Genomic DNA, 24,224 nt, shown 5'->3' on the forward strand with positions numbered 1-24,224 from the left:
TTATAAATAGGGGATTGAGCAAATGGCCTAACTTAAATTAATTTTTTGTATAGAAGGTAATTATAAAAATAAAATTTATAAATCGCCAAATTTTGCATTGGTCAATAAGGCTAAATCAGTTGGCGAGAGTGCTATTTCTAAGCCTCTTTTTCCGGCGCTCACATAAATAGTGTCAAAGAGAGAAGCACTGCTATGAATAAACGTAGCTAGACGTTTTTTTTGTCCAAGCGGACTCACCCCTCCTAAAATATAACCGGTACTAACTTGTACTTTTTGTGGGGCAGCCAGAATTACTTTTTTAGCCCCACATAATTTAGCTAACTGTTTTAAATTAACTTGTTGAGATACAGGCGTTACAGCAACAATCAGTTGCCCTTCATGTGTTTCAAGTACTATGGTTTTAAATACTTGTGCACTGTCTAAATTTAACTTTTCAACGGCTTCAAGCCCGTAGTGGCTATTATTCTTATCGTGCTCATAACTGAGTACTTCAAAGGTTTTTTTTTGCTTTTTAAGTAGATCTATTGCTGGTGTCATGCTGTTTCATCTTTTTTATTCACAGTAACAAAAATTAAGTTTAAAGCAAAAAAAACGACGCTAAAAGCGTCGTTTTTTTGTTCATAATAATTTAAATTTATTTAGTTAAATCATCAAAAAACTTTTTAACACCGTCAAAAAAGCCTTGCTCTTTAGGACGGTTTTTAGAGCTATCTGTGCCCATGCTTTCATCTAACTCTTGAAGTAGTTCACGTTGACGCTCGTTAAGATTAACTGGCGTTTCGATTACCACTTTACAAATTAGATCGCCTTGGGCACCACTGCGTACAGACTTAACACCTTTGCCACGCATACGGAACATTTTGCCCGTTTGAGTTTCAGACGGTATTTTAAGTTTTGCACGACCATCAAGTGTTGGCACCTGAATTTCGCCACCTAGGCCTGCTGTAGTAAAGCTAATTGGTACTTCACAATATAAATTATTCGCTTCACGTACAAATATTTCATGTTCACGAACCGATACTTGCACATACAAGTCGCCCGATGGCGCGCCATGCATTCCGGCTTCGCCTTCACCCGTTAAACGGATACGGTCGCCTGTATCAACGCCAGCTGGAATTTTAACTGAAAGCGTTTTAGTTTTTTCTACGCGACCTTGTCCATGACAACTGTTACAAGGGTCTGAAATAATTTGACCTTGTCCCTGACACGTTGGACACGTTTGCTGAACAGCAAAGAAACCTTGGCGCATTTGCACTTGGCCAGCACCATGACATGTAGTACATGTTTTAGGTTTAGAACCCGCTTTAGCACCACTGCCATCACATGGCTCACAACCAACCCATGTAGGTACTTTAATTTCAACTTCTTTACCACGAACAGCTTCTTCTAAACTTAAGTCCATGTTGTAACGTAAATCAGATCCACGTTGTTGACGAGATTGGCGTCGACCACCGCCGCCACCAAAAATATCGCCAAATACGTCACCAAATACATCACCAAAGTCGCCATGTCCGCCACCAAAACCACCGTGACCACCGCCACCACCTTGTTCAAAGGCTGCATGACCATGTTGGTCATACATTTGACGTTTTTGATCGTCGGTTAGTATTTCGTACGCTTCTTTAACTTCTTTAAATTTTATTTCGAGATCTTTATCGCCTGCGGTACGATCTGGATGATATTTCATCGCTAAGCGTTTATACGCTTTTTTTATGTCTCGCTCACTCGCATCTTTGCTTACGCCGAGGACTTCGTAATAATCGCGTTTTGACATATCTATCACACTACTCTTTTCTGTTTACAGCGTAAGCTGCAGGATAAATCGATAAATCGCATCGATTTATCATTGAATTTTTAAACCTTGAATACATGCAAAAGGCGCGACAAGCTATTGCTCGCGCGCCTCAATTGTTCATCCTAACCTAAACACCTAACTGAGTTAAGTGTTTTTGGCTAGCGAGAAGCGGTAGCAACAATTACTTGTCGTCTTTCACTTCTTCGAACTCTGCATCAACAACGTCGTCGTCTTGCTTAGTTGACTGTTGTTCGCCTGCGTCTGCTGAACCTTGCTGTGCTTTCGCTTGAGCAATTTCCATTAGTTTTTGAGACTTTTCAGCAAGAGCTTGAGTTTTAGCTTCAATCTCTTCTTTATTGTCGCTCTTAATTGCAGCTTCTAAATCTACAACAGCAGCTTCAATTGCTTCTTTGTCTTCGTTTGGTAATGCATCGCCAGCTTCTTCAATTTGCTTACGTGTACCGTGAACTAAAGCGTCAGCTTGGTTACGAGCAGCTACAAGTTCTTCAAACTTTTTATCGTCTTCAGCATGTGCTTCTGCATCACGAACCATCGCTTCAATTTCGTCATCGCTTAAGCCTGAAGATGCCTGAATCGTAATTTTTTGCTCTTTACCTGTATCTTTATCTTTTGCAGATACATGTAAGATACCATCGGCATCAACATCAAATGTTACTTCGATTTGTGGTGTACCACGTTGTGCTGGACGAATACCTTCTAGGTTAAATTGACCTAGAGACTTATTGTCACTTGAACGTTTACGCTCACCTTGAAGTACATGAATTGTTACAGCAGATTGATTATCTTCAGCTGTTGAGAACGTTTGCGATTTCTTAGTAGGAATCGTCGTGTTTTTCTCAATCAATGCAGTCATTACTGAACCCATTGTCTCAATACCTAGAGATAATGGAGAAACATCTAGTAATAGTACATCTTTAACGTCACCAGCAAGTACACCACCTTGAATCGCTGCGCCTACGGCTACTGCTTCATCAGGGTTAACATCTTTACGAGGCTCTTTACCGAAGAACTCTGCAACGATTTTTTGTACTAAAGGCATACGTGTTTGACCACCAACAAGAATAATGTCGTTGATGTCGCTTACTGATAAATCAGCATCAGCAAGTGCACGTTTAAGTGGCTCAATTGTTTTAGTTACTAAATCTTCAACTAGTGACTCAAGCTTAGCACGTGTTAGTTTCACATTCATGTGCTTAGGACCAGATGCATCGGCAGTTACATACGGAAGATTTACTTCTGTAGACTGTGCAGATGAAAGTTCAATTTTTGCTTTTTCAGCAGCTTCTTTAACACGTTGCATTGCAAGTGGATCATTTTTAAGGTCTAAGCCTTGATCTTTCTTAAATTCAGCTACTAGGTAGTTGATTACACGGTTATCGAAATCTTCACCACCTAAGTGAGTGTCGCCGTTTGTAGCTAGTACTTCAAATGTGTGCTCGCCTTCAACTTCATCAATTTCAATGATTGATAAATCGAAAGTACCGCCACCTAAGTCATATACTGCAACCACGTTTTCGCCACGGTTTTTATCCATACCGTAAGCAAGTGCCGCAGCAGTTGGCTCATTGATAATACGTTTAACTTCAAGACCCGCAATACGACCAGCATCTTTCGTAGCTTGACGTTGTGAATCATTAAAGTATGCAGGTACTGTGATTACGGCTTCAGTTACTTCTTCACCTAAGAAGTCTTCAGCTGTTTTCTTCATTTTTTTCAGTACTTCAGCAGAAATTTGTGGTGCAGCGCGTTTTTCGCCGCCCGCTTCTACCCATGCATCGCCGTTATCAGCTTTAACAATTTTAAACGGCATGATGCCGATATCGCGTTGTACTTCTTCGTCTTCAAAACGACGACCAATTAAACGCTTAATTGCAAATAATGTGTTTGTCGGGTTAGTAACCGCTTGACGCTTAGCAGATTGACCTACTAATGTTTCGCCGTCTTGCGTGTAAGCAATAATAGACGGGGTTGTGCGATCGCCTTCCGCGTTTTCAATAACACGTGCTTTGCCACCATCAAGTACTGCAACACAAGAGTTTGTAGTACCTAAATCTATTCCAATAATTTTACCCATGAAATCTCTCCAACTTCAATATTCGTTAAACGTTCGATGACTAGTAAATAGGGTTGCTCCAAACTTATTTCAACTGTAAAAATGAAAAAAAATTCATTTTTTGTGATTTATTTACAAAATAACCCTAATAATTGTAAGGAATGGTGATTTTTACACCGCCAGGGACGCTTTTAATTACTGGTCTGACTAGTTTGATTGTGTTATAAATTTATTAAATCGCACTACAAAAGGACATCTTCATGCATTTTGAGCAACTACTTCAACAAGCGGAAAAAATTGGTCAAGCCGAAAATACAGAACAATTAAATAGTACAATGCAATTTCCAGAAAACTGGTGCCAAGGCAGAACTGCTTTTGGTGGGCTTTCAGCCGCACTGTTGTATCAAGCAATCAGAGGTAAGGTAACGGATGATCGTCGCTTACTTTCACTCAGTACTAATTTTGTAGGACCATTACTTGCCGATACTCCTTTTTCTTTATCAATTGAAATACTGCGCCAAGGTAAAAGCAGTACACAGGTACTCGCCAAAGCGATTCAAAATGAACAAGTGTGCGTAATTGTACAAGCGTGTTTTGCTAAAAGTAGAGAGTCGGGTATTAATGTGCCTGTTTCGAAGTCTTTGGGTTTAAAGCCAGTAGATGAGCGCCATACATTACCTTTTATAAAAGGTCAGATGCCTGAATTTTTTCAGCATGTTGATTTATGCCCACAGCAAGGGGGTATGCCATTTAGTAGTGCAGAAACCTCTCACTTAGGTGGCTGGATGCGCTTTAAGCACACCCCAGAGCAAATTACAGAGGCTCATGTTATTGCATTGACCGATGCATGGCCGCCAACACTTTTACAAATGTTTAAACAACCCGCTCCTGCAAGTAGCATGTCGTGGTATTTAGAATTTGTGCAAGAGCCAAACTTAACACCTGGAGAATGGCTTGGCTTTGAAGCAATCACTCATCATTCAAAAGATGGTTACGGTTTAGAGGATGGCTGTATATGGTCGCAGTCGGGTGAGCTAATAGCGCTTACACGTCAAACAGTGGCTTTATTTGATTGATGAATGGGTTTGGCCTTCATCAACAATCCTTTTATAAGTACCATTTTGCTTGATGAGCGCCAAACCAATATCAAACTCAGTAGCTAAAACGAGGTTATTAAAATAAGCAGGTCGATCTGCTTTTGGAAATAATGTGTAAATTTGTACAGCTTCGGGGGATTTATGTTGATTGTAGTAATAGTAAAAAATACGCTTATCTAACACAATTACATCAACCCAACCTTTTAACAGCTTATCTACCTGCGCTTTTTGATTAATAACCTCTTGATATGAGCTAAAGTGTTTAACATTCCTTTTAAATATAGGAGGCAGATATGCCGTTGCATTTTGAAAAGCAAGAACGTTTTTATTAAACATGTCTTCTATTTTATCAATGTTATATTTATTTCGCTTGAGTGTAATAGCTACATTTTCATAACTAAGTACCGTTTTACTTGGATAAATACCCGCACTAATTCCTCCAGCATAATTTAAAAGTATATCTACTCCTTTATTATGTAATTGATGCTCAGCCCGTTTATTCGACATATATTGCACATTAATATTAGTAAATCCATTGGCCTTTAACGCGGCTTTTATTAAATTTAGGTGTATACCCGAGTCCGTTTTTACAAAAACATAGGGTGGAATTGATGCGCTGGCAGCGATCATTACCTCTCGCTCTTTATTAATAGCCACAGCATTTTGCGAGCAAACAAAGAGCCACACTAATATGTAGTAAAAATAATATTTCACACGATTCCTTTATATAACGAACAGCTTGATGGCAGAACGCGTTGTATTAATGTATTAAATATAGCAAAATTGAAGAAATATTCTTCTTGCTTGGTATTAAATTGCAAACTGTATGCCCCTGCTGCGATCTGATCATAGATATACCTCGCATAATCGCAAAACAAATGGCGATATGCCCACATTGCCACCATAAACTTTGCGAAGCCGATGTTAATCACGATAGTCGTATAGTTGCACTAAGCTTTAGCGCACTATTAATGCTGCTGAGCAGTATGTTTTACCCTTTTATTTCTTTTAGCAGTAGTGGTATTACTCAAACTATTACTCTGCCCGACGCGGCTCGGATTTTATTTAATTACGATAGTGAACTGCTTGGCTTATTTATCGATTTGAGCATTATTGCTCTGCCTATGGGTTTGCTTCTTATTTTAATTCCTTTGCATCTTGGGCTTTTAAAAACATTACCAGAGGGCATAGCAAGGCGACTACTAAAGTTCACCCTTGCGTTAGAACCGTGGATTATGTCGGAAATATTTTTAATTGGCGTACTTGTTAGTATGGTTAAAATCATGTCGCTGGCTGATATTAGCTTTGGCACGAGTTTTTGGGCTTATGTGGGGTTTGTTATTTTATACATAGCTGCGCTTGTTCACTTAAATCGCCCACGCTTATGGGCTCAAATAAAGCCTGTAAAAGTACTCGAAGGCGCAGAACATGCTAAACGTGCAATAGATGAAAATATTAAAGCCTGCCATGTGTGCCATCAACTATGTACCGGTAATATTTGTCAGCGTTGCCATACAAAAACACACGTCAGAAATCCTTATAGCGTACAAAAAGCAGCAGCTTGGCTAATTACCTCTGTTGTTTGTTATATTCCAGCTAATGTGTTGCCTATTATGCATACCACTAGTCTTGGGGATGAATCGCCTTCAACTTTAATTGGTGGTGTTATTACTCTTTGGAAAAGTGGCTCCTACCCTATTGCCGCTATTATATTTTTAGCCAGCGTTGTGGTGCCACTTGCTAAAGCTTTTGTGTTGAGCTTTTTATGCTTTATGGTAACGAGACCTGCCAATAGACATACAAAAAGTTACACCCGAATTTATCAACTGACTGAGTTTATTGGAAAATGGTCGATGATAGACGTATTCGTGGTTGCTATTTTAGTTGCCTTAGTTCAACTGGGTAATTTAATGTCAGTAACACCAGGATTAGGCATTGTATTTTTTACAGTTATGGTAATATGCCAAATGATGGCTGCCCATGCCTTTGACCCACGCTTGTTGTGGGATTCCCCTAAAAACAAAAAATCAGAGAACAAAGCATGACCGAAACTGCCGAAATAACAAAAGAACCGAAAATTTCCGCTATCTGGATCATTCCGGCAATTGCGCTGTTAGTGGGCATGTGGATGTTATACCAATACCAAGCTAATAAAGGCCCTACAATTTTTATCGAAATGCCACAAGCTGAGGGCATTATTGCAGGTAAAACTGAAATAAAAGTGCGCAGTGTAAAAATAGGTCAAATTGATCATGTTCGACTATCAGACACCCAAGACAGCGTTATTGCCCGTGCGCAAATAGACAAAAACTACAATAACTTATTAACTGATGATGCCAAAATTTGGGTCGTAAAACCACGCATTGATGAAACGGGTATTAGCGGAATGAGCACGCTATTGTCTGGTGTATATTTAGAGTTTTCACCCGGTGAAAGTAAAGAGCTAAAAGAGCGTTTTAAATTACAAGACGAACCCGCCCTCATTGGTAAAGATGTGAAAGGTGGCCGTTTCAAATTAATGAGTTACAACGCTGAAGTGCTTGATGTGAGTACCGGTATATTTTTCAAAAATTACAAAATAGGTCAAATAGAAACCGCCACTTTTGATTGGGAAAACCAGGCAATGAAGTACGGCGTATTTATTAAAGAACCTTATCAAAATCTCATCACCATGAACTCTATTTTTTGGGTGAACGCAGGGATTGAAATTGACCTATCTGCCGATGGCATCAATATTAATACGGGCTCTTTAAGTAAACTTTTAAAAGGCGGCATTTCGGTTGGCTTACCTGAACAACAGGCCCCGGGTGAAATAGCACAAGACGGACATAGCTTTTCATTAAGCCAAAGCTATAAAGAGGCGCTAGAAGAGCGCTTTTACGATTTTGATTACTACCTCATTGAATTTGAACAATCAGTTCGAGGACTACGCACAGGTGCTCCTGTCGAATATAGAGGTATGCGTGTAGGTACTGTTGTTGAAACCCCTGCCAATGTAATTATTGACGGTAAACCTGCCCACTTTAGAAACCATAATACGGCGGTTCCGGTGCTTATAAAAGTAGAATACGGACGCTTGTATCACGACAGTGCCTCAGCTAAAGAGTATTGGCAAGGTAGTTTAAAAGGCTGGATTGAAAGTGGTATGCGCGCTTCATTAAAGCCTGGTAATTTATTAACGGGTGCAGTGTACGTTGATTTTGATATATACCCAGATGCACCGCAAGCGCACCTAGGTAAACTTGTGCAGTATGATGTTTTTCCGAGTATTTCTAGCGGCATAACCGTATTAGCAGACCAAGTCTCTGACGTACTTAATAAGGTAAATAACTTAAAAGTTGAAGATAGCTTAGAACAAATGCAAGCCACATTTACCGATTACCGAGCGCTTGCTAATGAAATGCGAGAGCTGCTAAGCCAAAAAGATACACAAAACTTACCAGGCGACTTTAATCGTAACTTCGAAAAGATGACAAAAAGTATGGAGCAGTTTGAAGTAACTATGCGCCAATTTGATAAAACCATGGCCAGTTACCAAGCAGGTTCTGAACTTCATCATCAAATACAGCAAACATTAAAAGAGTTTAAACGTTTAAGTGAGGGCCTACAGCCTCTAACTCGCGGATTAAACGAGCAACCTAATATGCTAATTTTTGATAAATCATTACCAGCAGATCCAAAACCAAGGAAGCAATAATGAAATCGTTATTTTTAACTGCAAGTTTATTATTACTATTGGCAGGTTGTAGTTCATCAATACAAACTGCGACACAGTATTACCAGTTTGAGCAGCCTATTGGTGCCTCGTCTCGAAATGTGACAGACACAGACGCACAATTAAGAATACAAACTGTTGTACTTAGAGGCGCTTTAAATAATTTGGGTATTGCTATGAAAATAGATAGCAACCAAATTCATGCCGCAAATTACAACCTGTGGGGCGAATCGCCGGATGTAATGCTCACTGCAACAGCCCAGCAAACTCTTTTTAATGCTATGCCAAATTGGATGGTAATAAAGGGCTTACCGGTCATTACTGAACTCGATCAGCAAACGTTTTATGAGCTTGAATACGAAATTCACCACTTTAATGGCGATATGGAAGGTAACGCTGATATTTCAGGGCTTTGGCGTTTATATTACACACACCCTGAAACAGGCCGACGTCTTATAAGTATTCATAATTTTTCAAACCTAGTGCCTATCGATGATGATGGATACGACGGTTTAGTTTCAACGCTTGAAGCAACATGGCTAAATATAAACCTAAATGTTGCAAAACAAATAGAACAAGCAAGACTTTAATCATTAAGTGAAAATATAATTACGGCGGTTTTATCATCAATTACCGTCGAATCTTACTTTTTGCTGCTTCTTCAATAATTTTTTAAGTTGATGAATGGCATCTCTTTACATCAAGGAATTAACGCTACAAAGCACTCTATTAAACCGCCTCTAATAAAATTTTATCAAACATGTAAATTTTTGTTGACTGAAATTAAAAAGCGGATTATTTTTGCGCCGATGTTTTTACAGGCACAACAATAGCGGTTTGCACTCCTTGCACCGTCTGGCGCCAAAGCCAACGCGTTTCATTTAAACAGCTATTTAACATAACTGTTTATGTGCCCCTCCCACGCGTACAAAAGCAGTGACTTGGAAAATGATTTAACAACAAACTTATCATCTTCTTTGTTTTTGTATAAGCGGCTTGAAAATTAATTTAATTTTTATGCATGCTTTTAATTTTGTGAATACTTAAATGCTTGAACCTTCTGCGTTGAGTTTACTACCACCGTTAGTGGTGGTTGTATTGGCTGTTGTATTACGCCGCCCTATTTTATCTTTACTTATTGGTGCTTTAGTTGGTTTAGTTATAGCCGATCCTGCACAGGTACTTACTAACTTTGCGAGTACATCGCTAAAAGTAATGACAGACGAAACCATCGGCTGGCTAATACTTGTATGTGGTGGTTTTGGCGCACTTATCGCACTATTAGTGCGTACAGGTGGTGCATCAGCTTTTGGCAAGTTAGCTCTTAAGTACACCAAAGGTAAGCGTTCATCGTTGTTCATGACCTTTTGTTTAGGTGTGGTTATTTTTATTGATGACTACTTAAATGCGCTTACTGTGGGTGAGACCATGAAACGCATTACCGATAAATTTAAAGTTAGCCGCGAAATGCTTGCCTATGTTGTTGACTCTACTGCTGCACCAATTTGTGTGCTTGTCCCTTTATCTACCTGGGCGGTATTTTTTAGTGGCTTATTGGTAGATAACGGTATTGCTGAAGAAGGCAAAGGTATTGCTGTTTATATTCAAGCTATTCCGTACATGTTTTACGCGTGGTTTGCGGTGCTTGTTGTTTTACTTGTTGTGTTGGGTGTTATTCCTGCGATTGGTCCAATGAAAAAAGCAGAACAAATGGCGCAAATTGAGCAAGCTCAAGTCGATCCAGCTCAATACAACAACGTTCAAACGGCAGATGAATACGCAGTAAAAGCAGCTGAAGAAAACTTTGAAGACGCTGATCCTAAAGGTAAATTACGTAACTTTTTAGTGCCGATTATTTTACTAATCGCATTTACTGTTTACTTTGAAATAGACGTATACAAAGGCTTACTAGCAACAATGGCGGTCACTCTCCCGTTTTATGCGCTACAAAAATTAATGAGCGTAAGTGAAATGATTGAGCGCATGCTTGATGGCTTTAAAAGTATGATCCCCGCTATTGGTACTGTTATAGCGGCGTTTATATTCAAAGACGTATGCGACTTAATTGGTTTGCCTCAGTTTGTTATTGGTAGCTTAAGCCCTTATATGACCGCAGCATATTTACCAGCCGTGGTATTTATTTCAATGGCTATTTTAGCGTTTGCAACAGGGTCGAGTTGGGGTATTTTTGCTGTATCAATTCCGATTGTTATGCCACTGGCAAATGCGGTTGATGCAAACATACCACTGGTCATTGGTGCGCTATTATCGGCTTCTTCTTTTGGTAGCCAAGCGTGTTTTTACTCAGATTCAACGGTGCTCGCAGCGCAAGGCTCTGGTTGTAATTTAATGAGCCATGCCGTTACACAATTGCCTTACACGCTAATTGCTGCGGCATTAGCTGTTATAGGCTTTTTAATAATGGCTTAAATATTATACCAATCCGCAATAATACTTAATCATTTTGCGGGGCTAAACGTGTCGCTACCTGCGTTAAAAAATTTTCATTTAGAACAACTAAATAGCGAATTTTTTGCCTAGCTATCAACACGTTTTTCCATCCTCAAAATAGATCACTTAATTAAGCGAATTGGTATTATTAGTAAATATAGTGAGATAAATAATAAACCCCAATATAGCAATACATTGGGGTTTATTTTTAGCTATATAAATAAAGCTTATTTTTGTAGTTTAATACCATTGTAATAGGCATCAAGCGTTGTGATTTTAGTTTGATTTGGTAAATCGGCAAAGTCACTTTCTATAAACTTAGTACCACGTAATTGCACATTTAAACGTGCCGCATTAGGATTAAGCATTGTTTGCTTGTAGTAGTCTTTTATATCTGCAAGCGTTACTTTTTCAACTTCATCAATCAGCTTTTGCTTAGAATCAAAGGTAAAGTTTTCACGGTACCAATCGTTTATAAGTGGGCTCATTTCGTCACTTAAATTTTTAGGCTGCTCTTTAAGCGATACTAGGGTTGAATTTTTAAGCTGCTCAAAAGTCTCTTCGCTCATGTTATCAAGTTCAACTGCGTATTCTTTTTTAAACTTATCAAAACGAGCTTGTATTTCTTTTGGTCCTTTAACTGGTGTTTGAATATACAAACCAATTGCTGAGTAATCTTCAATTGGGCGAGCTAAGGCACCTACTGCGTATGCAAGTTGCTCCTCAGTACGCATTTTATCAAACGCAACTGTTCTAAAGTGGCTTTGTAATACAGCCGCTTCTGCTTTTTGTTTGTAACCCGCAACAGGGTGAACGGTCATATCAACCACCGCTACATCGGCTACATCAATATCTTTTTGCAGTACCAGCGTTTCGCCCGGTTGTGGCAACCATGCTTTGCTTCGCGCAAATTCACTGCGTTTATGGTTGCTTGGTAGCGTTGCACTTAATTCGTCTGCAATCGCGTCTATATCTTGCTGATTGTAGTTACCGTAACTAAATACGCGTAAATCGTTTTGTGCAAACGTAGCTGTTTTTAATTGTGCTAAGTCGGCAACACTCACTGAGTCAGCGGCTTTAATAAGCGCGTCTGTATCAAAACCACCTGTACGCGTTAGTTTTGAATACTCGCCAAATGCTTGTGCATACGGAAACTGTTTTTGTTGGTTTAGTAAATTACGTTTAAAGCGATCAACTGCTTGGCTAAATGCTTGTGCTGTTTCATCGGCTTTTAATCCGGTTAAAGCTTGTTTAAGCAATACATCTTGTTTATCTGTAAAACCACTCATAGATAAAACGAGACCATTACTCGGCGCAAGGCTTACACTCATACCAGCGATTGCTGCTTCGGTACTTAACTGACTTTGTTGAATATTGTATAAATCAGCCCAAACAGAATAAAGTACTTCTGCTTTAATATCGTTCAAACCTGGTTGAGTATTTATATAAACTTCAACAAGCCCTTTTGGCTGCTCTGCAAATTTTTGACTTGCTTGGCGCCATACTTTTACACCATTTTTATCGTAAGCAAGCTCAGGGTGTTTTTGCTCTTTAAATGCTTGAGTTTTTATTGCAAAATTTTCAGGCAATAAATTGTTTACAGTCGGTAGTGCTAACTTAAATTCGCTTGGTTTTTTCCAGCTTGCAATCTCTTGTTCGCTAATGTCACTGATGCGATATTTACCGTCGTAAAAGTGTAGTTGTGAGTCTGTCTCTTCTTGCTGCGATACATACCAAATACGAAGAGTATCGGCATTTAACTGCTCAAGTACTTTATTTACAGCATCAGCGTCAAATTTTGCATAATAGTAAGGTGCATTAATAGCGTGATTTAACGGATAGTCTTGCATGCTTTGTGTAAGTGAACTTACATAATTAAACTCATCACCTTTTTCTAAAAACTTAAACTGGTTATTAAGGGAAGTACGAATTTCGTTGAAGTACTTGCTATCAACGCCCTCTTTTTTAATTAAATCGATGTACTGCATAATAGTCGCAACTATTTCATCACGATTTTTCATGCCTTCATCTGTAAGCTCTGCGTTTACGTTTAATGACCCGTAGTTACCATATTGATTTGGTGCAGCTGAAGCTGACAACTGAGATACCCACCCTTTGTCGCGAAGCAGTTGCGCTGGGCTGCCCGGCATTTCATTACTTAGTAAATACGCTACAAATCGGTTTGGTTTAAGGGCAAATTCGCTATTATTATTAGCAATGGTGAAATCAAGTTGTAGCTGTTTTACATCTTCATTTGGTGCATAAAACACGCGTTTTCCGCCAGCGTTATCAAAATCAAGTTTTGCAGTTACTGTTGGTTTTTCGATGTTTTTATTTTTTATATCAGCAAAGTATTTTTGTGCTTTTTGCTCCATTTCAGCAATAGATAAATTAGAAATAAGCGCAACTTTCATAATATTTGAAGAGTAGTATTTATTATAAAAATCAACCGTTTCTTTATGAAGTGAACTGTTTTCTTTATCGCCAAGGGTTTCTAGGTTACCAATTAAAAAGCGATTAGCTGGGTGATCGCCCATCATTTTACGCGCGAGTTTAAATTGTCCAAAAAAGTCCATTTCGCGGCGCATTGACCACTCTGCATTTACTGCATTTTTTTCTTTGTCTGTGTATTCTGGGTATAACTTAGGCGCTTTGAAAAAGTCAGCAAAACGGTCTAGCCCTTCATCAAACGCGTCGTTATTAATTTTAAACATGTAATTAGTAATATCGAGCCACGTGTAAGCATTGTGCGCGCCACCATTTTTGGTCATAAAATCAGAATACCCTTTTGTGTCTGGGTAGCGATCTGTGCCTAAAAACAGCATGTGCTCTAAATAATGCGCCATACCCTGTTGCGACATCGGGTCGTGTAGTAAACCTACACCTACACTTAGTGCCGCTGCCGATTTTTCCGCGCTCGGATCAGACACTAAAATAACTTCAATGTCGTTTGCCAGCTTAAGTGTTTTATATTCGCGGTTATCGTTAGGACTTACGACTAACGTATCTGATAGTAAAGAGGCCTGAGGCGCCACTGAAACCGAAGCAGTATTTGAACAACCACTTAAAACTGCAAGTGCGATAGCACTAAAACCAATAATCTTTTTCATTTTTGTTTTCCATTAAAAAGTATTGCGCAAAATAGCGTGCGCCAATTCAAAGCAATATAGTTAAGCTAAACTAACATTTTCAATTAATAACTTTCTACAAAATAACGCTATTTTGTGTAACACATTGTGAAAAATGTCTTCATAATCGGATATTAGTTGGGAGTCTGGCCAACCTTGCGAGATTAAAAATCATTCAATATCAAAAAATACGCAAATTCTAAATAATAATAAGGAAAAACAATGGAAAAAATCATCATACTTGCCATGTTTGCACAAGTTACGCTTTCACTGGTTGTCATGCTCATTATGGGTAAAAGGCGCTTTGCAGCAGCTAAAAACAAACAATTAGATTTAAGCGATTTTAAAACAATGCAATTAGATAAGGCTGGCGACACTATTAGGGTTGCAGATAGAAACTTTTCAAATCAGTTTGAAATACCTGTGCTTTTTTACGCGGGGTGTTTACTTGCACTACAGCTAAATAGCGCCAGTACACTTGTGGCTATACTGGCCTGTTTATTTGTAGCAACACGTATTGTGCATAGTGTTATTCATTTAGGTGAAAATAACGTACGAGCACGTTTTAAAGTGTTTTTACTAGGTTGTGCTTGTGTGTTTTCAATTTGGCTTGCGATGGTTTGGCGAGTATTACTTTAAACAGCAAAGTTTAATAATAATGTGGGCGGCTGGTTTACGCCATCCACATTACCGTTAATTTTAATTATTTAGCACGTTTTAAACGAGGAACCGCAAGTAAAAAAGCACCTAAAAGCCAAATTAATCCGCCGCCAGAACTGCTACCTGAATCTGTTGATGTGTCAGAATCAATTAGCGTATTTTCAGTAACAGTAAGACCTGCGGCTGAATTAGGATCATCATCCATTACCGCCACGTTTTGAATAGTCACTAAATTAGCACTGCTAATTGTTACATCAGTGCTTGCACATTGTTCAGCAGTAATACCAACAACGGGTGTTTCACCACAGTGTACTAATGCTGCAATTTTATCTAACGTTGATTGGCTTGCTGCAGTAATTTGTCCAAACACAGTAAAGCCACCGTTTTGCGTATCAAGTGCTGCACTATTGTCTGTAATATTAAAAAACCACTGGCTTGTTGCGCTATTAGCATCACCCGATAGTTTAGCCATCGCAATGGTGCCCTTAACATTAGAAAAAACAGGCTCATTTTCTACAGCAGGCTTTGTGGTAATCGCATCTAGCGAGTCAGAAAATGTAAATCCTCCCCCTTGAATAACAAAGTTACTAACAGAGCGGTGAATTACTGTTTCGTTATATGAATCGTCTTGAACGTAACTTAAAAAATTTGCAACTGTTTTAGGTGTTTGTTGATCAAACAAGTTAATTTCTATGACACCTTGGCTCGTGTTCATTTCGACAATAGTGGCAGCACTTGTAAAGCTTGCTGCGGCGAGTACTGAGCCAAGTAAAAGTTTTTTCATGTTGTATTCCTGTTGTTATATTTTTAGATAATTGTTAATGCGTTAACACATTAATGCCATAGGCGATCAAAATCGATTCTAAAGTGCGAGTTGATACAAATTAGACCGTGTTGATAACAAATTAATTACATATACCATTATTTATATTCTTTTTAGCTATATAAATCTAATTATTTAAAATTAAATCATCTTAAGAGTATGGCTACTTTTTGTTACCTTTAAAAAACACAAAACAACAGGATCTTATAATGCCACACACTAAACATGCAATTTGCGACTTTGGTTTACACAAAGGCGAACCCTATACAAAACTGCCAGCAAGCTTTTTAACCTGGATGATAGGTACTAATCACCACAAGCGAGAGTATGCGAATACGGAGTTGAAGCGTCGTGAACGTGCTGCCACAAACCAATTAACAGCCCCTTCCAAATAAAATGTAAATAAGTACGTTTTTTTAGCATAGAACTAGTTTAAACTAGCTGCCTGATAAATTAAGTAGACCTTAATCCATAGGTATTTTATGCGTATAATTATTTTATTTTCGGTTATTTTTAGTGTACTCGGATGCACATCTCCTGCTCCTGAATCCGTGTTTAGCGCTACCCCGACTAAATATTTAACTGTTCTTCATACTAATGATAACCACGGGCGTTTTTGGCAAAACGAAAAAGGCGAATACGGTATGGCCGCTCGCAAAACGTTAATTGACTCTTTACGCAATAAAGCTCAAAAGCAAGGTCATGCAGTATTACTACTCTCTGGTGGTGATATAAATACAGGTATTCCTGAGTCAGACTTACAAAAAGCAGAGCCTGACTTTAAAGGAATGTCGCTGATTGGTTACGATGCAATGGCATTGGGTAATCACGAATTCGACAACCCTATTGATGTATTGAAGCAACAGCAAAAATGGGTGAACTTTCCTTTTCTATCAGCCAATATATTTGAAAAAGAGTCAGGCGAACACGCGTTTGATAGCTATAAAATATTCAAAAAGAATGGATTAACTATTGCTGTTATTGGTTTAACAACAACCGACACAGCTAAAATTGGTAATCCTCAGTATATTGGGCACTTAGAGTTTAAAGACCCTGTTGACGTTACAGCAAAACTAGCTAAAGAAATAAAAGCTAAGTATAACCCTGACATTACAATCGCCCTGACTCATATGGGTCATTATGTTGATGCTAGCTTTGGTATTAACGCACCCGGTGATGTAACACTCGCTCGCTCACTTCCTGCAAACACCCTTGATATGATCATTGGTGGCCACTCTCAAGAACCTGTATGTATGAGCGATACAAATGTAAATGACGATAGCTTTAAACCAGGTCTTGCCTGTAAACCAGACCAACAAAACGGTACTTACATTATGCAAGCCCATGAATGGGGTAAGTATGTTGGTAAAGCTGAGTTTAAGCTTGAAAACGGAAAATTAACGTTACTAGACTACAAACTGATGCCAGTTAATTTGTATGTAGATAAAGTACAAGCTGATGGCTCAACTAAAGAAGTATTAGCAAACGAGTACATTAAACCAGACTCAAAACTTGAATCTTATTTAGCGGTATACCAAGCTAAAGGCGCTAAACAAATTGAAGGTACCATTGGTGAAGTAGATGCTCGCTTAGAAGGTGACAGAAACAAAGTTCGCTACCAACAAACAAATCTTGCACGCGTAATTATTCAAGCTCAAATGGATGTAGTGGGTGCAGACTTTGGACTAATAAGTGGTGGTGGTATTCGCAGCTCAATAGAGGCTGGTGAAGTGAGCTATAAAGATATTTTAAAAGTACATCCTTTTAAAAATCGTATTACTTACATGGATTGGCAAGGCAGTGATTTATGGGACTATTTAAATACAGTAACCAGCTTCCCACCGGATGCTGGCGCTTATTTGCAATACCATAAACTATCGTTTGAGCGTAAAAATAATCAGTTAGTTAATGTTGTTATTAACGGCCAACCTTTGAACAAAAATAAAACTTACCGTATGAGCTTAAATAGCTATAACGCATCAGGCGGTGATGGCTATCCTGCGCTTACAAATAAAAAAGGCTTTGTTAGTACAGACGAAACAGATGCCCAAGCACTTCAAGATTTTATATCAAAAAACAGCCCTCTTAAAACGGCTGAATTTACTCCTAAATAGCCTCTAATAATAGGAAAGTAACCTTGTTACTTTCCTATTATTTCAATACTGCCCTTTTTAATATTTGCCAGCCCATAACTATGCAGACGAGAGCGAGAACCCTCCCCGTATGCTTTAGGTGGATAATATAACTCTTTTTCTTCGGGATACTCGCTGAGTACTTCATCTAATGCAGCACGTACTTCGCTCAGGGTTTTTTCTAGGCTATTATTAAAGTTAGGCCTTTTTCTAACTGTATGGCCGAGTTCGACCAACCTATAAAAATACTTGTTAGCAAGCTCTAGCAGCTCCTCTGGCACATCTTTATTATGACTAAGCGCTACATCATCGTTATTTGTACAATACTCTACAAGTGCTAAATAAAAGCACAATGGCTTATTGGCTAAAAACATTTTTTGTTCTGTATTACAACTACTTGATAATGTTTTATCATTAAGGTCAACAATAAGTATCAGCGGCGTAGGCTCTGCAATTGATTGATGCTGTGCATTATTAAACTGCTTATTGCTCTGTTTAATAAACGCAAATTTCACCCAAAAACTAATCAACACACTTAATACTAAAAATATAAAATAGTAAATAAAATGACTCAATGTAAAGTGGGTTTGTTGGACGTTAAATACAACTAATACGAGCCCATTATTAGTGCTCAAACTACGTATTATTTGGTGTGAGTTTACAGGTGTTACCATTTCGCTTTTTGGTGCAATAGCAACAACTTTGAGCTCGTTCGAATTAATGTAGCTGTTTAAAGTTTTAATGTAGCTGTTAACTGCATCTTTATTACCTGAATGCTTTAGCAGCTCATTCGATAAATCGAGTAAGGGTAAGTCGAGTGCTATTTGCCTTTCTATCTGCGTAATTTTTTGTTTAGCTACTTGCTGGCTTTTTTGAGTTACAGAAATATAAAAGACAGACGACAAAATAAAAAACAAACTTATAATAACAAGTAATTGCTTATACTTACTCATCACCAGCCTCCTCTTTTAAGCCTACTAAGCTGGCGCCACAGCGCCAAAATGGCTGGACGTTTTGATAGTAATGCAAACTTTGATCTTTAGACATATCAAGCAAATTTTCCTGCACTGCGCATAATAAATCAGTGTTGTTTTGCTGCATTTTTAAATACCATCTTGTTCCAGAAATATTATTACTCAATGGCGTAATATAGTTTTTTGAAAAACGTTTTTCGTCGCTCTCTTTCCAAAACGAAGCAATAATATCTACTTTTCCATTAGCGAGTAAATCACGTAATTCGTTATGAGAGCTAGCATAAGTGATTTTCAAATTGGCTAAATTAATATCCAACTCTTTAAACGTTTGCTTTGGTAAAATATGCCCTGATCGGCTGGTCGGATAATCAAGCAAACCTATGCGCTTATCTAAAAAGTATTGTTTAGTAACTCTAGGTTTTTCTTTAGAAGATATAAAAAAAGCCGTGTAGTCAGAAAAGCCAACAACGGGCTGGTAGTTATAGGTCGACTCTGCTTTAAAGGCTGCCATAATATTGTTTTTAGCCAAAATCAAGTCAGCAATTCCTTTACCCACAAACTCAAAGCTGTCTGCCGTTCTATACCCCCAATACCCTTTTACAGAGCCATATTGCTTAGTCACCACGTTATCAGAGCATAACTTTTGTGTTAATAACTTAGCTATTTTTTTTGATTGCGTAAAAACAATTAATTGGCCTTTGTTACTTGTTGCAGTTGTTTGACACTCTGTTGAGGTTTCGATCATAACTGGAAAGTGTAATTCATCATTGTATACACTAACTTGACCGCAAACCCACGTAACGACCAACAATAGAAACAAAAATGTAACAATTAACATTTTGTGCAACACGATATTTTTAAAATTCAAAGCAATGCCACTCAAAAATAGACTATATAGTGCATTTGAACAATTTCGCTTACTTATTACAACAAGTAATTTTACCTGTTAAACATAAACTATTGATTTAAAAGTAATGTGAATAAGAAACTATGAATTTTAATGAGTCCTTCCTATCAACACCAAAAGTAAGGACAATTGACCGCATTAGCCTATAGCAACGCCATGAAATATTCATTAAGGAAGTTCTAATGCATAGCAATATAAAGTACTCGATATCTTCTGCGCTTTTGATTAGTGCAATATTTACAAGCACTGACTCACATGCTTGGGGTCAAAATGGCCACCGCATTGTAGGTAAGATTGCAGAATCTCATATAAGCGAAACAACTAAAGCGGCAATACAACCCTACCTTGATGGTGAATCACTTGCACAAATATCAACGTGGCCTGATGAAATGCGCTCTGCCCCTGGCGAGTTTTGGCAAAAGCAATCATCTCGTTGGCATTATATTAATGCAGCACCAGGAAAATCTTTCAGCTTCAATCACGATCACACTAAAAACAAAGAATCTGTAAGTAATATCCTAGAAGGCATTCACTATTCAATGCAAACGCTCACTGATAAAAATAGCACCTTAGATGCTAAACAGTTCAGTTTACGTTTTTTAGTACATTTGGTGGGCGACAGTCACCAACCATTTCATGCTGGTCGAAGTGAAGATAGAGGTGGCAACCGTATTAAGGTTTCATTTTTTAACGAAGAAACAAATCTTCACAGCCTTTGGGATACAAAGTTAGTTGAGAACGAGAATTTATCGTTTACTGAGTACGCACAATTTATTGATACAAATAACAGCGAGTTAATTGCTGAGTATTTACAAAGCTCACCTATGACATGGGTTGAAGAATCTCATAATTTAGCCACAAAAATTTATAAATATACCAACAACGAAATTGGTTATAGCTACATATATAACAATACTCCAATTATAAAGACGCGCTTACAACAAGCGGGTATTCGATTAGCTGGATTACTAAATGCCCTATTTGACCCTTCTGCAAAAGAGTTAGAAACGGCACTTAAAATGACGACTGACAAATAAACTGTATTAAATTTATATAACCTACACACGGGAAATCAACATTATGACTAAGCTTCGCCTTTCGAAATTAACTGGAGCGGTAATTTTAGCTCTAGGTGTTTCTACAAGCGCAATGGCTGCTGATACTTCATCTGCAATGCGTGGTAAAATTACAACGCCTTCAGGTGGCAGTGCTGCAAACGTTAAAATCAAAGTAATTCACCAACCAACAGGTACTATTAGCGAACTAACTACAAACGAAAGTGGTACGTTTATCGCTAATGGTTTACGTGTAGGTGGTCCTTACATGGTTATCATTGATTCTGATACGTTTAACGATACCACTGTTGAAAATATATACTTGAACCTTAGTGAAACTTACCGTTTAAGCTCGCAGCTTGCTCCGCTAAACATCGAAAAAATTGAAGTGTCTGGTTATAAGATTGTTCAACAATCAGGTGGCTCTAGCAGTACATTTGGCTCTGACACTATTGAAAATATGCCAAGCTTTAATCGCGACATTAAAGATATTGCGCGCTTAAACCCACTTGCCAGTATTAATGGTAATGGTGAGCTAACGTTTGCAGGTAGTAACCCTCGTACCAACGGTTTAACAGTTGACGGTATTGGTCAAAATGATGACTTTGGCTTGAACTTTGGTGGCTACCCTACTTCTCAGCCTCCTGTAGCACTTGATGCTATTGAACAAGTTTCTGTTGATGTATCTCCTTTCTCAGCTTCTAAAGGTAACTTTGGTGGCGGTACTATTAACGCAGTAACAAAGTCTGGTACGAATGAGTTTAAATTCTCTGGCTTTTATGAAATATCTACTCCTGAGATAGCTGGCGATGTTGATAATATTGTACAAGAAGACGATCTTGATGAGCTAGGTCATAAAACTTACTCTACAAATAAAGTAGAGCCGATTAAAACTGAAGAAAGATTTGGTTTTAATGTCGGTGGAGCGATTATTGAAGATGAACTGTTTTATTTTGTTAACTATGCAGAATGGTCAAGTGAATTAGATCTAGATTACGGCTTTGACGGTTCTGGTGCTTCAAATGAATTTAATACTTCTGAAGCTAACTATAATCGTTTCATTTCTATCTTAAATAATGAATACGGCTTAACTGATTCATTAGCCGGTGCGCCAGAAGATACAAACAAAAACTTGCTTGTTAAATTAAGCTGGAACGCAAGTGATGACCATCGTTTAGATTTCACTTATCAATGGCAAGACGACCAAGATGAGCGTAACTCTAGCACTGGCGGTGATAATATAGCCTTAGTTTCAAGCACTTATGCATACGTAACTAAGTTTAATAACTTTTCATCTAAACTTTACTCTGATTGGAGCGAAAACTTTTCAACAGAAATTGGTGTGTCGTATAAAGATGTTACTTCTGATAGCGCAACTCGCTCTAACTTAGGAAGCATTACTGTTGAGGAAGACGGTCGAAATGGTCCTTCTTACAACTTTGGTACAGATCAATACCGCCATGCAAACCGTTCAGAAACACAAAACCTAACTTTTACGTTAGACGCTACGTATTTAATGGATGAGCATGAAATAAACTTTGGAGCTCAGTACGAGTCACTTCGTTTATATAACTTGTTTGCTCAAAACTCTCTTGGAACGTGGAAATTTGATAGCTTAGAAAATTTTGAAAACCGTGAAATTGGTTCTTATGATTTCTCTTATCAAAATGCTTACACTAATGATTCAGCTGATACAGCATATGATGTAAGGCGTAACCAGCTAGCGCTTTACATAGAAGATACTTTTTATGTAGGTGATGATTTAGAAGTTACAGCAGGTGTTCGTTATGAGCGCTTATCATCTGATGATAAACCAACTCTAAATGAAAACTTTGCTAATACGTATGGCTTTACTAACCAAGAAAATCTTGATGGCCTGGACATTATACTTCCTCGTGTTGGCTTTAAGTACTACGTAACAGAAGCGCTTACTATTAATGGTGGTATTGGTCGTTTCCAAGGCGGCATTCCAAATGTTTGGTATAACAATTCATTCCAAAGTGATGGCATTACTTTAGTATCAGCACAAAACGATGTAATTAATGATTACTATGCAAATAACACAGCTGATATTACTCAGGTTCCTGATGAAATAAAAAATACATTAGAGCAAGGTGCTGGTAGCGTTGCTTATATCGACCCTGATTTTAAATTGCCTTCAAGCATTCGCACCCAAATAGGTTTTGAATATGAGTTTGATTCTGAACTATTAGGTGATGGCTTTAAATGGCAAGCAGAAATTGCTTACCATAAAAAAGAGAATGAAGCGGTATGGCATAATTCGTCTATTAACCCAGTAGGCTTAGCAGCGGACGGCGAACGTGTTATCAATCAAAGTATTTACAGTGGCGATAATGTTGACATAGAAATGACTAATTCATCGGATGATGGTCGTTCAATTATTATTTCAACGGGTATTGCTAAACAATGGGACAATGGCCTGTTTGTATCGGCAAGCTATGCTCACCAAGATGTTACAGAATCATCAGCAGGTTCAGCTTCTCAGGCAGAAGGTAACTATAAGCACAATATTACAGTAAATCGTAATGAAGATATTGCAGCACGTGGCTTTTACGAAGTTGAGCACAGCTTTAAAATTAACTTAGCGTATAACACTGAATTTTTTGAAGGATATGCAACCAAGTTCAATGTTTATTTTGAACGCCGTTCAGGTCGCCCATTTAGTTACACAATGAATATGTATAAAGATGAAGACTTAGGTGATACTAGCTCTTTATTCACTAATGGTGCTTACTTACCTTATATCCCTACAGGTGCTGATGATCCGAATGTAAATTGGGCTGATTCTAAAATGACTTGGGCTGAGTTAGAACCGTTATTAGAGCGTGCTGGTATATCTCAACGTGGTGGGATCTTAGGTAAAAATACAGCAACGCAACCTTGGGTTACTACAATGGATGTTAGCATTAAGCAAGAAATACCTGGCTTTGCTGAAGGTCACACTGGTGAGGTTTATCTAATGATTGATAATTTCGCAAACCTTCTAAACAGCGATTGGGGTGTAGAAAAACGCTTAGGTTACTCTAACCAAACTATTTATGACTTTGGTGGTCTTGATGACCAAGGTAGATATAAAATAGACAACAGCTTTGGTGGTGCGGATGTGCGTAATTACTCGCAAATCAGTTCATCGTCATCAGCTTGGCAGGCTAAAGTTGGTATTAGCTACAAGTTTTAAGTCTTAATAGGTAAGTAATAACACATTAAGTTATTTGTTAACAAAACCCATTGCAAAATTGTAATGGGTTTTTTGTTTTTCATACCCCAATTTCACATGTTTGTCATAAAGCCCACGTAATATATACCCCGATATAGAGTTATTGCTCGAAAAAACACTCAAATAGACAAAAATAGTACTATTTATTAAAAATATATTGCAGTTGTATTTTATT

18 protein-coding genes are annotated in these 24,224 nt (G+C 38.1%); 10 read left to right on the forward strand and 8 right to left on the reverse strand.

What is annotated here, in order from left to right; genetic code table 11:
• Positions 1–75: 75 nt before the first annotated feature.
• The 3 genes from ybaK to dnaK all read right to left on the reverse strand — a co-directional run bounded on the left by ybaK (position 76) and on the right by dnaK (position 3,890).
• The gene (ybaK, locus tag I6F43_RS01540; RefSeq protein WP_197100620.1) at positions 76–537 is read right to left on the reverse strand and encodes a Cys-tRNA(Pro) deacylase; all 462 of its coding nucleotides are present in this window, start codon (positions 535–537) and stop codon (positions 76–78) included.
• 97 nt (positions 538–634) lie between these two features.
• A complete protein-coding gene (gene dnaJ, locus I6F43_RS01545) occupies positions 635–1,774 on the reverse strand; it encodes a molecular chaperone DnaJ (protein WP_010553942.1) in 1,140 nt (379 codons plus the stop codon).
• Between the two features lie 202 nt (positions 1,775–1,976).
• Positions 1,977–3,890 carry a molecular chaperone DnaK gene (gene dnaK / locus I6F43_RS01550; RefSeq protein ID WP_008171317.1) on the reverse strand — a complete coding sequence of 638 codons (1,914 nt, stop codon included), beginning with the start codon at positions 3,888–3,890 and terminating at the stop codon, positions 1,977–1,979.
• Between the two features lie 239 nt (positions 3,891–4,129).
• On the opposite strand from dnaK, the gene I6F43_RS01555 reads away from it, so the two are divergent.
• Positions 4,130–4,945 carry a thioesterase family protein gene (locus I6F43_RS01555; protein ID WP_010553943.1) on the forward strand — a complete coding sequence of 272 codons (816 nt, stop codon included), beginning with the start codon at positions 4,130–4,132 and terminating at the stop codon, positions 4,943–4,945.
• On the opposite strand, the gene I6F43_RS01560 is transcribed toward I6F43_RS01555, so the two are convergent.
• The gene (locus I6F43_RS01560) at positions 4,934–5,680 is read right to left on the reverse strand and encodes a substrate-binding periplasmic protein (RefSeq protein ID WP_197100622.1); all 747 of its coding nucleotides are present in this window, start codon (positions 5,678–5,680) and stop codon (positions 4,934–4,936) included. The genes I6F43_RS01555 and I6F43_RS01560 overlap by 12 nt on opposite strands.
• Before the next feature lie 164 nt (positions 5,681–5,844).
• Here I6F43_RS01560 and I6F43_RS01565 point away from each other — a divergent pair, with 164 nt between their 5' ends.
• The 4 genes from I6F43_RS01565 to I6F43_RS01580 all read left to right on the forward strand — a co-directional run bounded on the left by I6F43_RS01565 (position 5,845) and on the right by I6F43_RS01580 (position 11,111).
• Positions 5,845–7,011 carry a paraquat-inducible protein A gene (locus I6F43_RS01565; protein WP_010553945.1) on the forward strand — a complete coding sequence of 389 codons (1,167 nt, stop codon included), beginning with the start codon at positions 5,845–5,847 and terminating at the stop codon, positions 7,009–7,011.
• The gene (gene pqiB, locus I6F43_RS01570; RefSeq protein ID WP_007582433.1) at positions 7,008–8,663 is read left to right on the forward strand and encodes an intermembrane transport protein PqiB; all 1,656 of its coding nucleotides are present in this window, start codon (positions 7,008–7,010) and stop codon (positions 8,661–8,663) included. The genes I6F43_RS01565 and pqiB overlap by 4 nt, the downstream gene beginning before the upstream one ends.
• Positions 8,663–9,271: a PqiC family protein gene (locus I6F43_RS01575; RefSeq protein WP_007582431.1), complete on the forward strand. Its 609-nt coding sequence runs from the start codon at positions 8,663–8,665 to the stop codon at positions 9,269–9,271. The genes pqiB and I6F43_RS01575 overlap by 1 nt, the downstream gene beginning before the upstream one ends.
• A gap of 457 nt (positions 9,272–9,728) precedes the next feature.
• A complete protein-coding gene (locus I6F43_RS01580) occupies positions 9,729–11,111 on the forward strand; it encodes a Na+/H+ antiporter NhaC family protein (protein WP_024591807.1) in 1,383 nt (460 codons plus the stop codon).
• 248 nt (positions 11,112–11,359) lie between these two features.
• On the opposite strand, the gene I6F43_RS01585 is transcribed toward I6F43_RS01580, so the two are convergent.
• The gene (locus tag I6F43_RS01585) at positions 11,360–14,242 is read right to left on the reverse strand and encodes an insulinase family protein (protein WP_197100624.1); all 2,883 of its coding nucleotides are present in this window, start codon (positions 14,240–14,242) and stop codon (positions 11,360–11,362) included.
• Between the two features lie 240 nt (positions 14,243–14,482).
• Between I6F43_RS01585 and I6F43_RS01590 the strand changes: the two genes are divergently transcribed.
• The gene (locus tag I6F43_RS01590) at positions 14,483–14,899 is read left to right on the forward strand and encodes an MAPEG family protein (protein WP_024593147.1); all 417 of its coding nucleotides are present in this window, start codon (positions 14,483–14,485) and stop codon (positions 14,897–14,899) included.
• A gap of 64 nt (positions 14,900–14,963) precedes the next feature.
• Here the strand turns inward: I6F43_RS01590 and I6F43_RS01595 are convergent, their stop codons facing one another.
• On the reverse strand, positions 14,964–15,704 hold the full coding sequence (locus I6F43_RS01595) for a peptidylprolyl isomerase (RefSeq protein ID WP_101163565.1): 741 nt from the start codon (positions 15,702–15,704) through the stop codon (positions 14,964–14,966).
• 248 nt (positions 15,705–15,952) lie between these two features.
• On the opposite strand from I6F43_RS01595, the gene I6F43_RS01600 reads away from it, so the two are divergent.
• A complete protein-coding gene (locus I6F43_RS01600) occupies positions 15,953–16,138 on the forward strand; it encodes a hypothetical protein (protein ID WP_024591811.1) in 186 nt (61 codons plus the stop codon).
• Between the two features lie 87 nt (positions 16,139–16,225).
• Positions 16,226–17,857, forward strand: coding sequence for a bifunctional UDP-sugar hydrolase/5'-nucleotidase UshA (gene ushA / locus I6F43_RS01605; protein WP_121953579.1), 1,632 nt, complete (start codon positions 16,226–16,228; stop codon positions 17,855–17,857).
• A gap of 26 nt (positions 17,858–17,883) precedes the next feature.
• Here the strand turns inward: ushA and I6F43_RS01610 are convergent, their stop codons facing one another.
• Both I6F43_RS01610 and I6F43_RS01615 read right to left on the reverse strand, forming a co-directional pair.
• Positions 17,884–18,828 carry a hypothetical protein gene (locus I6F43_RS01610; protein ID WP_197100626.1) on the reverse strand — a complete coding sequence of 315 codons (945 nt, stop codon included), beginning with the start codon at positions 18,826–18,828 and terminating at the stop codon, positions 17,884–17,886.
• Entirely contained in the window at positions 18,821–19,687 is an 867-nt protein-coding gene (locus tag I6F43_RS01615) for a hypothetical protein (protein ID WP_197100628.1), read from the reverse strand. Before I6F43_RS01615 ends, I6F43_RS01610 begins: the two co-directional genes overlap by 8 nt.
• Positions 19,688–19,938: 251 nt before the next feature.
• Here I6F43_RS01615 and I6F43_RS01620 point away from each other — a divergent pair, with 251 nt between their 5' ends.
• On the forward strand, positions 19,939–20,793 hold the full coding sequence (locus I6F43_RS01620) for a S1/P1 nuclease (protein WP_007582418.1): 855 nt from the start codon (positions 19,939–19,941) through the stop codon (positions 20,791–20,793).
• A gap of 43 nt (positions 20,794–20,836) precedes the next feature.
• The gene (locus I6F43_RS01625) at positions 20,837–24,010 is read left to right on the forward strand and encodes a TonB-dependent receptor (protein WP_197100630.1); all 3,174 of its coding nucleotides are present in this window, start codon (positions 20,837–20,839) and stop codon (positions 24,008–24,010) included.
• Positions 24,011–24,224: the final 214 nt, after the last annotated feature.

The organism is Pseudoalteromonas sp. NZS71_1 (genome assembly GCF_015864305.1).
Classification (GTDB): Bacteria; Pseudomonadota; Gammaproteobacteria; order Enterobacterales; family Alteromonadaceae; genus Pseudoalteromonas; species Pseudoalteromonas arctica.

What these genes read in the sequence shown, in the direction of transcription:
- ybaK (WP_197100620.1), bottom strand. Translation starts at nt 537, where the DNA reads ATGACACCAGCAATAGATCTACTTAAAAAGCAAAAAAAAACCTTTGAA.
- dnaJ (WP_010553942.1), bottom strand. Translation starts at nt 1,774, where the DNA reads ATGTCAAAACGCGATTATTACGAAGTCCTCGGCGTAAGCAAAGATGCG.
- dnaK (WP_008171317.1), bottom strand. Translation starts at nt 3,890, where the DNA reads ATGGGTAAAATTATTGGAATAGATTTAGGTACTACAAACTCTTGTGTT.
- I6F43_RS01555 (WP_010553943.1), top strand. Translation starts at nt 4,130, where the DNA reads ATGCATTTTGAGCAACTACTTCAACAAGCGGAAAAAATTGGTCAAGCC.
- I6F43_RS01565 (WP_010553945.1), top strand. Translation starts at nt 5,845, where the DNA reads ATGGCGATATGCCCACATTGCCACCATAAACTTTGCGAAGCCGATGTT.
- pqiB (WP_007582433.1), top strand. Translation starts at nt 7,008, where the DNA reads ATGACCGAAACTGCCGAAATAACAAAAGAACCGAAAATTTCCGCTATC.
- I6F43_RS01575 (WP_007582431.1), top strand. Translation starts at nt 8,663, where the DNA reads ATGAAATCGTTATTTTTAACTGCAAGTTTATTATTACTATTGGCAGGT.
- I6F43_RS01580 (WP_024591807.1), top strand. Translation starts at nt 9,729, where the DNA reads ATGCTTGAACCTTCTGCGTTGAGTTTACTACCACCGTTAGTGGTGGTT.
- I6F43_RS01585 (WP_197100624.1), bottom strand. Translation starts at nt 14,242, where the DNA reads ATGAAAAAGATTATTGGTTTTAGTGCTATCGCACTTGCAGTTTTAAGT.
- I6F43_RS01590 (WP_024593147.1), top strand. Translation starts at nt 14,483, where the DNA reads ATGGAAAAAATCATCATACTTGCCATGTTTGCACAAGTTACGCTTTCA.
- I6F43_RS01595 (WP_101163565.1), bottom strand. Translation starts at nt 15,704, where the DNA reads ATGAAAAAACTTTTACTTGGCTCAGTACTCGCCGCAGCAAGCTTTACA.
- I6F43_RS01600 (WP_024591811.1), top strand. Translation starts at nt 15,953, where the DNA reads ATGCCACACACTAAACATGCAATTTGCGACTTTGGTTTACACAAAGGC.
- ushA (WP_121953579.1), top strand. Translation starts at nt 16,226, where the DNA reads ATGCGTATAATTATTTTATTTTCGGTTATTTTTAGTGTACTCGGATGC.
- I6F43_RS01610 (WP_197100626.1), bottom strand. Translation starts at nt 18,828, where the DNA reads ATGAGTAAGTATAAGCAATTACTTGTTATTATAAGTTTGTTTTTTATT.
- I6F43_RS01615 (WP_197100628.1), bottom strand. Translation starts at nt 19,687, where the DNA reads ATGTTAATTGTTACATTTTTGTTTCTATTGTTGGTCGTTACGTGGGTT.
- I6F43_RS01620 (WP_007582418.1), top strand. Translation starts at nt 19,939, where the DNA reads ATGCATAGCAATATAAAGTACTCGATATCTTCTGCGCTTTTGATTAGT.
- I6F43_RS01625 (WP_197100630.1), top strand. Translation starts at nt 20,837, where the DNA reads ATGACTAAGCTTCGCCTTTCGAAATTAACTGGAGCGGTAATTTTAGCT.